General features: G+C 62.4%; 7 protein-coding genes. 5 read left to right on the top strand and 2 right to left on the bottom strand.

Annotation, left to right across the window (positions count from 1 at the left end; all coding sequences use genetic code 11):
- The first annotated feature begins 28 nt into the window (after positions 1-28).
- Both putA and P3C29_RS23620 read left to right on the top strand, forming a co-directional pair.
- A complete protein-coding gene (putA, locus tag P3C29_RS23615; protein ID WP_275965594.1) occupies positions 29-3,982 on the top strand; it encodes a trifunctional transcriptional regulator/proline dehydrogenase/L-glutamate gamma-semialdehyde dehydrogenase in 3,954 nt (1,317 codons plus the stop codon).
- Positions 3,983-4,237: 255 nt separating this feature from the next.
- Entirely contained in the window at positions 4,238-6,040 is a 1,803-nt protein-coding gene (locus P3C29_RS23620) for an acyl-CoA dehydrogenase (protein WP_275965595.1), read from the top strand.
- Here the strand turns inward: P3C29_RS23620 and P3C29_RS23625 are convergent.
- Together P3C29_RS23625 and P3C29_RS23630 are read right to left on the bottom strand one after the other, a co-directional pair.
- Positions 6,037-6,330: a cell division protein ZapA gene (locus P3C29_RS23625; RefSeq protein WP_003209415.1), complete on the bottom strand. Its 294-nt coding sequence runs from the start codon at positions 6,328-6,330 to the stop codon at positions 6,037-6,039. The two genes, P3C29_RS23620 and P3C29_RS23625, sit on opposite strands and share 4 nt — an antisense overlap.
- Positions 6,327-6,557 carry a hypothetical protein gene (locus tag P3C29_RS23630; protein ID WP_010169256.1) on the bottom strand — a complete coding sequence of 77 codons (231 nt, stop codon included), beginning with the start codon at positions 6,555-6,557 and terminating at the stop codon, positions 6,327-6,329. The genes P3C29_RS23625 and P3C29_RS23630 overlap by 4 nt, the downstream gene beginning before the upstream one ends.
- 277 nt (positions 6,558-6,834) lie before the next feature.
- Here P3C29_RS23630 and P3C29_RS23635 point away from each other — a divergent pair, with 277 nt between their 5' ends.
- The 3 genes from P3C29_RS23635 (at position 6,835) to mscK (ending at position 13,841) form a co-directional block, all read left to right on the top strand.
- On the top strand, positions 6,835-8,460 hold the full coding sequence (locus P3C29_RS23635; protein ID WP_010169254.1) for a methyl-accepting chemotaxis protein: 1,626 nt from the start codon (positions 6,835-6,837) through the stop codon (positions 8,458-8,460).
- A gap of 232 nt (positions 8,461-8,692) precedes the next feature.
- Positions 8,693-10,435: a potassium/proton antiporter gene (locus P3C29_RS23640; protein ID WP_008439183.1), complete on the top strand. Its 1,743-nt coding sequence runs from the start codon at positions 8,693-8,695 to the stop codon at positions 10,433-10,435.
- 55 nt (positions 10,436-10,490) lie between these two features.
- On the top strand, positions 10,491-13,841 hold the full coding sequence (gene mscK, locus P3C29_RS23645; protein ID WP_275965596.1) for a mechanosensitive channel MscK: 3,351 nt from the start codon (positions 10,491-10,493) through the stop codon (positions 13,839-13,841).
- The last annotated feature ends 13 nt before the right edge of the window (positions 13,842-13,854 follow it).

Genomic DNA, 13,854 nt, shown 5'->3' on the forward strand with positions numbered 1-13,854 from the left:
CGGTAGTGGCACCCATGAGGATAAAAAGATGGCTACGACCACCCTTGGGGTCAAACTTGACGACCCGACCCGCGAGCGCCTGAAGGCCGCCGCGACCTCCATTGATCGCACGCCGCACTGGCTGATCAAGCAGGCGATTTTCAATTACCTGGAGAAACTCGAGGGTGGTGCAACCCTGGCCGAGCTCAACGGCTTGGGCAGCAAGGACGCAGAAGAAGCCGGCGAGGTCCAGACCGACCACGCCCACCAGTGCTTCCTCGAGTTCGCCGAGAGCATCCTGCCGCAATCCGTACTGCGTGCTTCGATCACCGCCGCTTACCGCCGCCCGGAACCGGAAGTGGTGCCGATGCTGATCGAGCAGGCTCGCCTGCCGGCGGCTATGGCCGAGGCCACCAACAAGCTCGCGTCGTCGATCGCCGAAAAACTGCGCAATCAGAAAAGCGCCGGCGGCCGTGCAGGCATCGTCCAGGGCTTGCTGCAAGAATTCTCTCTTTCGTCCCAGGAAGGTGTAGCGCTGATGTGCCTCGCCGAAGCGCTGCTGCGCATCCCGGACAAAGGCACCCGCGACGCACTGATCCGCGACAAGATCAGCACCGGCAACTGGCACCCGCACTTGGGCAACAGCCCGTCGCTGTTCGTCAACGCCGCCACCTGGGGCCTGCTGCTGACCGGCAAGCTGGTCGCCACCCATAATGAGGCCGGCCTGACGTCGTCCCTGAGCCGCATCATCGGCAAGAGCGGCGAGCCGATGATCCGCAAGGGCGTCGACATGGCCATGCGCCTGATGGGCGAGCAGTTCGTCACCGGCGAAACCATCGCCGAAGCCCTGGCCAATGCGAGCAAGTTCGAAGCCAAGGGCTTCCGCTATTCCTACGACATGCTCGGTGAAGCCGCACTCACCGAACACGACGCCCAGAAGTACCTGGCCTCGTACGAACAAGCCATCCACTCGATCGGCAAAGCGTCCCACGGCCGTGGGATATATGAAGGCCCGGGCATTTCCATCAAGCTTTCTGCCCTGCACCCGCGTTACAGCCGTGCGCAGTATGAGCGTGTGATGGACGAGTTGTACCCGCGCCTGCTGTCCCTGACGCTGCTGGCCAAGCAATACGACATCGGCTTGAACATCGACGCCGAAGAGGCCGACCGCCTGGAGCTGTCCCTCGACCTGCTGGAACGCCTGTGCTTCGAGCCGCAACTGACCGGCTGGAACGGCATCGGCTTCGTGATCCAGGCTTACCAGAAGCGTTGCCCGTATGTGATCGACTACGTGATCGACCTGGCGCGCCGCAGCCGCCATCGCCTGATGATCCGCCTGGTAAAAGGCGCGTACTGGGACAGCGAAATCAAGCGCGCCCAGGTCGAAGGCCTGGAAGGCTACCCCGTGTACACCCGCAAGGTGTACACCGACGTTTCCTACATTGCCTGCGCACGCAAACTGCTCTCGGTACCGGAAGTTATCTACCCGCAGTTCGCGACCCACAACGCCCACACGCTGTCGGCGATCTACCACATCGCCGGTCAGAACTATTACCCCGGCCAGTACGAGTTCCAGTGCCTGCACGGCATGGGCGAACCGCTGTACGAGCAGGTTGTAGGCAAGGTCTCCGAAGGCAAGCTGAACCGTCCGTGCCGCGTGTACGCACCGGTCGGCACCCACGAAACATTGCTGGCCTACCTGGTGCGTCGCCTGCTGGAAAACGGCGCCAACACCTCGTTCGTCAACCGCATCGCCGACCAATCCATCTCGATCCAGGAGCTGGTGGCCGATCCAGTGGCCAGCATCGAGCAGATGGCGACGCTGGAAGGCGGCTTCGGCCTGCCGCACCCGCGTATCCCGCTGCCCCGCGACCTGTATGGTGCCGAGCGCGCCAACTCGGCCGGCATCGACCTGGCCAACGAACATCGTTTGGCGTCGCTGTCCTGCGCCCTGCTGGCGACCGCGCATAACAACTGGAAAGCCGCACCGATGCTCGGTTGCGCCTCCAGCAATGAAGCCGCTACGCCGGTGCTGAACCCGTCCGACCTGCGTGACGTGGTCGGCCACGTACAGGAAGCCACCGTCGACGACGTCGACAACGCTATCCAGTGCGCCTTGAAAGCCGCGCCCATCTGGCAGGCCACCCCGCCCGCCGAACGCGCCGCGATCCTGGAACGTGCCGCCGACTTGATGGAAGGCGAGATCCAGCCGCTGATGGGCCTGTTGGCCCGCGAAGCTGGCAAGACCTTCGCCAACGCCATCGCCGAAGTGCGTGAAGCCGTGGACTTCCTGCGTTACTACGCAGTGCAGGCCCGTAACGATTTCACCAACGACGCCCACCGCCCACTGGGTCCGGTGGTGTGCATCAGCCCGTGGAACTTCCCGCTGGCAATCTTCAGTGGCCAGGTCGCCGCTGCACTGGCCGCCGGTAACCCGGTACTGGCCAAGCCTGCCGAGCAAACGCCGCTGGTAGCCGCACAAGCCGTGCGCCTGCTGCTGGAAGCCGGGATTCCGGAAGGCGTGCTGCAACTGCTGCCGGGCCAGGGCGAAACCGTCGGTGCGCGCCTGGTGGGCGATGATCGCGTCAAGGGCGTGATGTTCACCGGCTCCACCGAAGTGGCGCGCCTGCTGCAACGCAACGTCGCCGGTCGCCTGGATGCACAGGGTCGCCCGATTCCGCTGATCGCCGAGACCGGTGGCCAGAACGCGATGATCGTCGATTCCTCGGCGCTGACCGAACAAGTGGTCATCGACGTGGTGTCCTCGGCCTTCGACAGTGCCGGCCAGCGCTGCTCGGCCCTGCGCGTACTGTGCTTGCAGGAAGATTCTGCTGATCGTGTAATCGAAATGCTCAAAGGGGCGATGGCTGAATGCCGCCTCGGCAACCCGGAGCGCCTGTCGGTGGATATTGGCCCGGTGATCGACGCCGAAGCCAAGGCTGGCATCGAGAAACACATCCAGGCCATGCGCGACAAAGGCCGCAACGTTTACCAGGTTGCCATTGCCGACAGCGAAGAGATCAAGCGCGGCACCTTCGTGATGCCAACCCTGATCGAGCTGGAAAGCTTCGACGAACTGCAGCGGGAGATCTTCGGCCCGGTGCTGCACGTGGTGCGCTACAAGCGTAAAGAGATCGACCAGCTTATCGGCCAGATCAACGCTTCCGGCTACGGCCTGACCCTGGGCGTGCACACCCGTATCGACGAGACCATCGCCAAGGTGATCGACAACGTCCATGCCGGTAACGTCTACGTGAACCGCAACATCGTGGGTGCCGTGGTGGGCGTGCAGCCGTTCGGCGGCGAAGGTTTGTCGGGGACTGGCCCGAAAGCTGGCGGCCCGTTGTATCTGTACCGCCTGCTGTCGACCCGTCCTACGGATGCCATCGAGCAATCTTTCGTTCGCGGTGATGCACTGGCCGCACCGGATGTTCGCCTGCGGGACGCCATGAGCAAGCCGCTGACCGCTCTGCAAGCCTGGGCCGACAGCAACAAGCTCAGCGACTTGAGCGCCCTGTGCGTGCAGTTCGCCGCGCAATCCCAAAGCGGTATCACCCGCCAACTGGCTGGCCCGACCGGCGAGCGCAACAGCTACGCCATCCTGCCCCGCGAGCACGTGTTGTGCCTGGCGGAAGCGGAAAGCGACCTGCTGACGCAACTGGCTGCCGTACTGGCAGTCGGCAGCTCGGCGGTATGGCCGGACACTGAATTGACCAAGGCCGTGTTCCCACGCTTGCCGAAGGATATTCAGGCGAAGATCACGCGAGTGGCTGACTGGACCAAGGATGAAACCGTGTTTGATGCCGTACTGCATCACGGCGATTCCGACCAACTGCGCGGGGTTTGCCAGCAAGTGGCCAAGCGTGGCGGGGCGATTGTCGGGGTTCATGGCTTGTCTTCGGGCGAAACCGGGATTGCCCTGGAGCGCCTGGTGATCGAGCGCGCGTTGAGCGTCAACACCGCTGCGGCGGGTGGTAACGCCAGCCTGATGACGATCGGCTAACTGACGGAACGCGGTCAAAATGTGGGAGCGGGCTTATGTGGGAGCTGGCTTGCCTGCGATGGCATCACCTCGGTGTATCTGACACATCGAGGTGCCTGCATCGCGGGCAAGCCCGGCTCCCACAAAAGCTCCCACACTGACCGTGTTTGCAACTCACCGCTGTTGTTTGGCCCCTCCATCACCCAGATCAATCTTGCTATCCAGCCTCTATTTGCGCACTTAGACTCAGGCCCATTCCCACACAGGTAAGCCGCCATGTCCGAGACGCTGCTCAGTTCCCGCAATCTGGCTTTCGAGCTGTACGAAGTCCTCGATGCCGAGGGCCTGACGCAGCGCGAGCGGTTTGCCGAACACAACCGCGAAACCTTCGACGCCGCCATCGGCACCGCCCGCAGCATTGCCGAGAAGTTCTTCGCCCCGCATAACCGCAAGGGCGACGAGAACGAGCCACGCTACGAGAACGGTCAGGCGATTCTGATTCCTGAAGTGAAACCGGCCGTGGATGCTTTCCTTGAAGCCGGCTTCCTTAACGCCGCCCGCAGTTTCGAAGCCGGTGGCATGCAGCTGCCAACCCTGCTCTCCCAAGCCTGTTTCGCGCACTTCCAGTCAGCCAACGCCGCGTCTACGTCCTACCCGTTCCTGACCATGGGCGCCGCCAACCTGATCGAAAGCTTCGGCACCGAAGAACAGAAACAACGCTTCCTGCAACCGATGATCGAAGGGCGGTTCTTCGGCACCATGGCCCTGACCGAGCCCCATGCAGGCTCCTCACTGTCGGATATTCGTACCCGCGCAGAGCCGGCGGCTGACGGCAGCTATCGCCTCAAGGGCAACAAGATCTTCATTTCCGGCGGCGATCACTCGCTGTCGGAGAACATCGTGCACATGGTGCTGGCCAAGCTGCCGGACGCACCCGCCGGGGTGAAGGGCATTTCGCTGTTTATCGTGCCCAAATTCCTGGTCAACGACGACGGCAGCCTGGGCAAACGCAACGATGTACTGCTGGCCGGGCTGTTTCACAAGATGGGCTGGCGCGGCACCACCTCGACCGCGCTGAATTTCGGCGATAACGGTGACTGCGTCGGCTATCTGGTGGGTAAGCCGCACCAGGGCCTGAGCTGCATGTTCCAGATGATGAACGAAGCGCGGATCGGCGTCGGCATGGGCGCGGTGATGCTCGGTTACGCGGGCTACCTGTATTCCCTGGAGTACGCCCGCGAACGTCCGCAAGGCCGCCTGCCCGACAGCAAGGACCCGAACACCGCGCCGGTGTCGATCATCCAGCACGCCGATATCAAGCGCATGCTGTTGACGCAAAAAGCCTACGTGGAAGGCGCCTTTGACCTCGGCCTGTACGCTGCTCGCCTGTTCGACGACACCACCACGCTGGAAACCGAAGCGGCGCGCAAACAGGCGCACGAACTGCTGGACCTGCTGACGCCGATCGTCAAATCCTGGCCGTCGGAGTTTTGCCTCAAGGCCAACGAACTGGCGATCCAGATCCTCGGCGGTCACGGCTACACCCGCGAGTACCCGGTGGAGCAGTACTACCGCGACAACCGCCTGAACCCGATCCATGAAGGCACCCACGGCATCCAATCGCTGGATCTATTGGGTCGCAAACTGGCGCAGAACGGCGGCGCGGGTTTGAAACAACTGATTCGCCTGATCGCCGAGACCGGCGCGCGGGCACAGGAATACCCGTCGCTGACCGCGTTGCGGGAACCGCTGGAACAGTTGGTGGCACGCCTGCAAAGCGTCACCCTCGGCCTGCTGACGGATCTCGCCCAGGGCAAGGTCAACAGCAGCCTGGCGAATTCGGCGCTGTACCTGAAAGTGTTTGGGCATACGGTGATTGGCTGGCGCTGGCTGGAGCAGGCGATTCGCGCCGAGGAAGGGCTGGCCAAAGGCAACGCTGCCGATGTCGCCTTCTATAAGGGCAAGCTCCAGGCCGCCCGGTACTTCCTGACGTGGGAAATACCGGGCTGCCATCATGAACTGGCGATTCTCGAGGCACGCGATGACACGTGCCTGGGGATGCAGGATGAGTGGTTCTAAGGCGTTCCGATCGCCTTGGAAATCACCTCGACCGTGGCGCTGACTTGCTCTTGGTAACGGTCGAGTTCCTGCTGGTGATGCTTTTGCATTTCGATCTGCTCGGCGCACAGGTTCAGCGCCGCCAGCACCAATAGCTTGTCACCGATCAGCGTCGGGTACTTTTTCTTGGTGGTGGCCAGGGATGCCTTGAGCATCGTCACGGCGCTCATCAGGGTGTTGTCTTCCCCTTCCGGCGCCTTGATCGAGTAATCCTCACCGAGAATCGAAACGACCTTTATCCCTTCATTCATGCGCCGACAGGACCTGCGCTCACACGCTCAACCAACGCCTGGATACGGGCAGCGGTAGCGCCCTGCTTTTCTTCCTGTTCCATCAGGTTCAGCTGCAAGCTGTCGTTTTCATCCTTGGCGCGAGCCAGTTCGGCCTTGAGGGATTCGTTGGTGCCCAGTAGATCCTGGTTCTGCTGTACCAGGTCGCTGACCAGTTGTTCCAATTGGCTGAGGGATGCTTCTAACATTTTGATTTCTCGGGCTTTTTCAAAGGGCGGTGACGATAAAGAAAATTCACCTCGGATGCCAGGGTTATCCCTGGCGCGGGGCCTTGATTTCATGGGGCAGGCCACGCTTTCGAGCCTTAGTGACTGCATTTATGGCATCTGGTTCCTGAATCCCGTCGGGCCGCCCCACTCTGCGACAAAAGCGCGCACCCCCTCAAGACTTTAGTCGTATGACCGATAGGTCATGGACACCCCGCCCAAACCCCGCATGGATCGCGCTTCTCCCCAGGATCACAGCATGTCTCTTCGTAATATGAATATCGCGCCGCGGGCCTTCCTCGGCTTCGCGTTGATTGGTGCGCTGATGTTGTTTCTCGGCGTGTTCGCGCTGAACCAGATGAGCAAGATTCGCGCGGCGACGGAAGACATCACCCTGAGCAGCGTGCCAAGCATTCGCGCCCTGGACGAATTCACCCAGTTGACCCTGCGCCTGCGGGTACTGTCCTATCGCCTGCTGACCAACCGCGAGCCCGACGTCCAGCAAAAAACCCTTGAGTCGTTTGACGTGCGCAATCAGCAGATTCGTACGGCCCAGGCGGTCTACGAGAAGCTGATCGACAGCAGCGAGGAACGTGCAGCCTACGACGAATACGTGCGTCTGCTGGCCCAGTACCACCAGATCGAAGAGCGCATGAAGAGCCTGTCCCGGGCCAACCAGGTGGAAGAGCTGCGCACGCTGCTGAACACCGAGTTGCTGAACAACTCGGATCAGGTCAATGCCGTCTTGAACCGCCTGCTGGACATCAACAACAAGATGGCCCTCGCCACCAACCAGCAAGCTGCCGACCAGTACGACCTGGCGTTTGAGCTGGTGGTGATCCTGCTGATCCTGGCCACTGCGTTGACCATGCTGTTCGCCTGGCTGCTGACCCGCAGCATCACCCAGCCGATCGCCCAGGCCCTGGACGCCGCCGAGGAAATCGCCGAAGGCAACCTGACCCGCCCGATCAAGGTGGAAGGCAACGACGAAGCCGGCCGGCTGCTGTTGGCGATGGCCAAGATGCAGGACAAATTGAAGGACACCTTGCAGCGCATTTCCGGCTCGGCCACCCAACTGGCCTCCGCCGCGGAAGAGCTGAACGCCGTGACCGACGAAAGCGCCCGTGGCCTGACCCAGCAAAACAACGAAATCGAACAGGCCGCCACGGCGGTGAACGAGATGACCAGCGCGGTTGAAGAAGTGGCCCGCAATGCGGTCAGCACTTCCGAAGCCTCGAAGAACGCCACTTCGTCTGCAGGCGATGGCCGTGATCTGGTGCAGGAAACCGTCAGCGCCATCGAACGCATGAGCAGCGACGTGCAAGCCACTGCCACCCTGATCGGCAACCTGGCGGAAGAATCCCGGGACATCGGCAAGGTGCTGGACGTGATTCGCGGCCTGGCGGACCAGACCAACCTGCTGGCCTTGAACGCGGCGATTGAAGCGGCGCGCGCCGGTGAAGCCGGGCGTGGTTTTGCGGTGGTGGCGGATGAAGTGCGGGCCCTGGCCCATCGCACCCAGCAGTCCACCAGCGAAATCGAGCGGATGATCGGCAGCATTCAGGCCGGCACCGAGCATGCGGTGGATTCGATGCGCAACAGCACGGAGCGGGCGGAGTCGACGTTGAACATCGCCAAGGGCGCGGGGATGTCGCTGGATACGATCAATACCGCCATCGTTGAAATCAACGAGCGCAACCTGGTGATCGCCAGTGCCGCTGAAGAGCAGGCACAAGTGGCGCGGGAAGTGGATCGCAACCTGGTGAACATTCGTGATTTGTCGGTGCAATCGGCCACCGGCGCCAGCCAGACCAGTGCGGCGAGCAGCGAGCTGTCGCGGTTGGCGGTGGATCTGAACGGGATGGTGGGGCGGTTCAGGCTCTAACTGACACCGGCGATCCCTTGTGGGAGCTGGCTTGCCTGCGATAGCAATCTGACAGCCACGATCTCCAGTGACTGAAACACCGCAATCGCAGGCAAGCCAGCTCCCACATTTGACCCGTGTACATCCCCAGCACCTTTTTTGACAGCACAGCAATTCAACAGGTTAGAATCGCTGGCACGCAGACTGCATGGTCAGTTTGCGCCTCGTCTTTCCTGCTCATGGAGTACTGCCTTTGAATGCGACGACCATCAACAGCCTGTTCTTGATCGGCGCGTTGCTGGTAGGTGCGAGCATTCTGGTGAGTTCTCTTTCGTCCCGCCTGGGGATCCCGATCCTGGTGATCATCCTGGCCGTGGGCATGATCGCCGGCGTCGACGGCGGCGGCATCATCTTCGATAACTACCCCACCGCCTACCTCGTGGGCAACCTCGCACTGGCCGTGATCCTGCTCGATGGCGGCTTGCGAACGCGGGTGGCGAGTTTTCGCGTGGCGCTCTGGCCCGCGTTGTCCCTGGCGACGGTCGGCGTACTGATCACCACCGGCCTCACCGGCATGGCGGCCGCCTGGCTGTTCAACCTCAATATCATTCAAGGCCTGCTGATCGGCGCCATCGTCGGCTCCACGGACGCCGCCGCCGTGTTCTCGCTGCTGGGCGGCAAAGGCTTGAACGAACGGGTCACCGCCAGCCTGGAAATCGAATCCGGCAGTAACGATCCGATGGCCGTGTTCCTGACTGTCACCCTGATCGACATGCTCGCCAGCGGCCAGACCGGCCTGCACTGGAGCCTGCTGGGCCACCTGATCCGCGAGTTCGGCATCGGTGGCATCATCGGCCTGGGCGGCGGCTGGTTGATGCTGCAGATGGTCAACCGGATCAACCTGGCCAACGGCCTGTACCCGATCCTGGTGATTTCCGGCGGCCTGGTGGTGTTCGCCCTGACCAACGCCTTGCACGGCAGCGGCTTCCTCGCGGTGTACCTGTGCGGCCTGGTGATCGGCAACCGCCCGGTGCGCAGCCGTCATGGCATTTTGCATATGCTCGACGGCATGGCCTGGCTGGCACAGATCGGCATGTTCCTGGTGCTGGGCCTGCTGGTCACGCCCCACGATCTGCTGCCCATCGCGCTGCCGGCCCTGGGCCTGGCGCTGTGGATGATCCTCTTCGCACGGCCGCTGTCGGTGATCGTCGGCCTGCTGCCGTTCAAAGCCTTCCATGGTCGAGAAAAAGCCTTTATCGCCTGGGTGGGCCTGCGCGGCGCGGTACCGATCATCCTGGCGGTGTTCCCGCTGATGGCCGGCCTGCCCCATGCCCAGCTGTACTTCAACCTGGCGTTCTTTATCGTGCTGGTGTCGTTGCTGGTGCAGGGCACGAGCCTGCCGTGGGTCGCCAAATTGTTGAAAGTGACGGTACCGCCCGAGCCTGCGCCGATTTCCCGGGCGGCCCTGGAAGTGCACGTCACCAGCGAGTGGGAGCTGTTCGTCTACCGCCTGGGCGCCGAGAAATGGTGCATCGGCGCGGCCTTGCGCGAGCTGAAAATGCCCGAAGGAACGCGGATCGCCGCGCTGTTTCGTGGCCAGCAACTGCTCCATCCGTCGGGTAGTACCGTGCTCGAAGTCGACGATCTGCTCTGCGTAATCGGCCATGAACACAACCTGCCGGCCCTCGGCAAACTGTTCAGCCAGGCACCACAACGCGGCCTCGACCTGCGTTTCTTCGGCGACTTCGTGCTGGAAGGCGACGCCCAGCTGGGCGCGGTTTCGGCGCTGTACGGGCTCAAGCTCGAAGGCATCGACCCGGACATGCCGCTGAGCCGTTTCATCACCCAGAAAGTCGGCGGTGCGCCAGTGGTCGGCGACCAGGTGGAATGGAACAACACCATCTGGACCGTCGCGGTCATGGACGGGAACAAGATCGGCAAAGTCGGCGTCAGATTCCCCGAAGGAAGTCGCCCGGGCCCCGGACTCTTCCTCTAAACTGCGGGGCGACGGCGCCCGCCCCCCTATTTATCACCTTGCTCGACCGGTCTCTATGACAACCCTGCGCACTTTTCTCGCCACTGCCCTGCTGGGCCTGACTCTCTGCGTCGGCACCGTACACGCGGCTGACCCGCCCAGCATCGACTCCGTCCAGCAAACCCTGGACAAGCTGCCGGACCGCAAGCTGCCCGACGCCGACATGAAGGCGCTGCAATCCATCCTGCAGCAGACCCTCACCTTCCTCGGCAACCAGCAGGACTACCAGCAGCGCCTGACGGACCTCAAGCGCCAGCTGGAAGACGCGCCGCGCCAGACCGTCGACAACCAGCGCGAACTGACCCGGCTCAAGGCCACCAAGGTCATTCCGGTCGCCCAGCGCTACGCCACCTTGCCGGTGCCGCAACTTGAACAACTGCTGGTGCAACGCACTACCCAGCAAGGTGACCTGCAAAAAGAGCTGGCCGACGCCAACAGCCTGACCATTGCGGCCCAGACCCGCCCGGAACGCGCCCAGACCGAAATCAGCAGCAGCCAGACGCGTATCCAGCAGATCAACTCGACCCTCAAGGCCGGTAAAGACAACGGCAAGACCCTCAGCGGTGACCAGCGCAACCAGCTGAACGCCGAGTTGGCCGCCCTCAACGCGCTGATTCCTTTGCGCCGCCAGGAACTGGCCGGCAACAGCCAGCTGCAAGACCTGGGCAACAGCCAGCACGACCTGGTGCTGGAAAAAACCGCCCGCCTGGAGCAGGAAATCCAGGACCTGCAAACCCTGATCAACCAGAAGCGCCTGGCCCAATCCCAGGAAACCGTAACCCAGCAATCCATCGAAGCCCAAAAGGCCGGTGGCAGCAGCCTGTTGGCCACGGAAAGCGCGGCCAACCTGAAACTGTCCGACTACCTGCTCAAAAGCACCGACCGGCTCAACGAACTGACCCAGAAAAACCTGCAAACCAAGCAGCAACTGGACAGCGTGACCCAAAGCGACTCGGCGCTGGACGAGCAAATCAACGTACTCAAGGGCAGCCTGTTGCTGTCCAAGATCCTCTACAAACAGAAGCAGGCCTTGCCGCGCCTGACCGTCGACCGCGACCTGGCGGACGACATCGCCAACATTCGCCTGTACCAGTTCGAGGTCAACCAACAGCGCGAACTGATCAGCACCCCGAGTACCTACGTCGACAGCCTGCTGGCCAACCAGCCGGCCGATCAGGTGACGCCACAACTGCGGCGCACCCTGCTGGAGCTGGCGATCACCCGCAGCGACCTGCTGGAACGCCTGAGCCGGGAACTGAGCGCGCTGCTCAACGAATCCATTACCCTGCAACTGAACCAGAAACAACTGCTGAGCACCGCCACCACGTTGCGGGCGACCCTCGACGAGCAGATGTTCTGGATTCCCAGCAACAAGCCGCTGGACACCGAATGGCTGGAAACCGTACCGGCGCACCTGAGCAAGCAGGTCACGACCCTGCCGTGGGCGTCCAGCGTCAGCGAACTGTATGACGGCCTGACCCAGCGCCCGCTGCTGTTCCTGCCCCTGCTGCTGTTGATTGGTGCACTGCTGTGGCGCCGCAACGCCCTGTATGCCCGGCTGAAAAAAATCCACCAGGACATAGGCCACTTCAAGCGCGACAGCCAGTGGCATACGCCGGTGGCGATTCTGGTGAATATCGCGCTGGCGATGCCGGTGGCGCTGGGCCTGGCGCTGTGCGGCTATGCGCTGCAGATCGACGCCCGCGGGCAAAACGCCAACCTCGGCGCGGCCCTGCTACAGATCGCCCAGGCATGGCTGGTGTTCTACACCGCCTACCGAATCCTTGCGCCCGGCGGTGTGGCGGAGCTGCATTTCCGCTGGGAAAAACCCCAGGTCGAATTCCTCCAGGGCTGGATACGCAAGCTCGGGCTGGTGGTGCTGGCGCTGGTGGCCGTGGTGGCTGTCGCCGAACACCAGCCAGAGGCCCTGGCAAACGACGTGCTGGGCATCGGTGTGGTACTGACCTGCTACGCCTTGATGGCGTGGCTGCTCGGGCGCCTGCTGCTCAATAGCCCGACCCACGAAAAAGCCTCGCTGTTTCGCAAAGCCGTCGGCCTGGTGTTTACCGCGCTGCCGGTCGCGCTGTTTATTGCCGTGTGTTTTGGCTACTACTACACCGCCCTCAAACTCAGCGACCGGTTGATCAACACCCTGTACCTGCTGATGTTCTGGCTGGTGATTGAAGCCACCTTCGTGCGCGGCCTCGGGGTTGCCGCACGGCGCCTGGCCTACGCGCGGGCCCTGGCCAAACGCCAGGCCGCCAAGGAAGCGGGTGATGGCGAAGCGGTGATCGAAGAGCCGACCCTGGACATCGAACAGGTCAACGAACAGTCGATGCGACTGATTCGCCTGGCCTTGCTCGGCGGCTTTATCGCCGCACTGTATTGGGTGTGGTCTGACTTGATCTCGGTATTTTCCTACCTGGACAACGTCACCCTCTACGAATACACCAGCGGCACCGGCGCCAATATCAGCATGGTGCCCATCAGCATCGGCGACTTGCTCGGCGCCCTGATCATCGTCGGCATCACCTTCGCACTGGCGCGCAACCTGCCCGGCCTGCTGGAGGTGTTGGTGCTGTCCAAGCTCGACCTGGCCCAGGGCAGCGCCTACGCCACCACCACGCTGCTGTCGTACGTGATTGCCGGCGTCGGTTTTGTCTCCACCCTGTCGACCCTCGGCGTGAGCTGGGACAAGTTGCAGTGGCTGGTGGCTGCGCTGTCGGTGGGGTTGGGCTTCGGGATGCAGGAGATCTTCGCCAACTTTATCTCCGGCATCATGATCCTGTTCGAGCGTCCGGTACGGATCGGCGACACCATCACCATCGGCAACCTGTCGGGCACGGTGAGCAAGATCCGCATCCGCGCCACCACCATCACCGACTTCGACCGCAAGGACATCATTGTCCCGAACAAAACGTTCATCACCGGGCAACTGATCAACTGGTCGCTGACCGACACCATCACCCGGGTCACCCTGAAACTGGGCGTGGACTACGGCTCGGACCTGGACCTGGTGAAGGAATTGCTGCTCAAGGCCGCCGCCGAAAACCCGCGAGTCCTGAAGGACCCGGCGCCCCACGTGTACTTCCTCAACTTCGGCGAAAGCACCCTCGACCACGAACTGCGCATGCATGTACGGGATCTTGGTGACCGCAACCCGGTGATCGATGAAGTCAACCGCTTCATCAACCGCGAGTTCAAGAACCACCACATCAACATCTCGTTCCGGCAGATGGAGGTTTACCTGAAAAACCTGCACGGCCAGGAATACAAGCTGGTGCCGGTAGAGGAAGAAAACCGGACCATCCTGCCGCCCGCCCAGGACCAGGACCTGCCCGAGCCGCCGCCCGCCAAACTCGACTAAACGCGCTATCCCC

Origin of the sequence: Pseudomonas sp. 1912-s, assembly GCF_029269205.1 — a bacterium.
In the GTDB taxonomy this organism is placed as follows: domain Bacteria; phylum Pseudomonadota; class Gammaproteobacteria; order Pseudomonadales; family Pseudomonadaceae; genus Aquipseudomonas.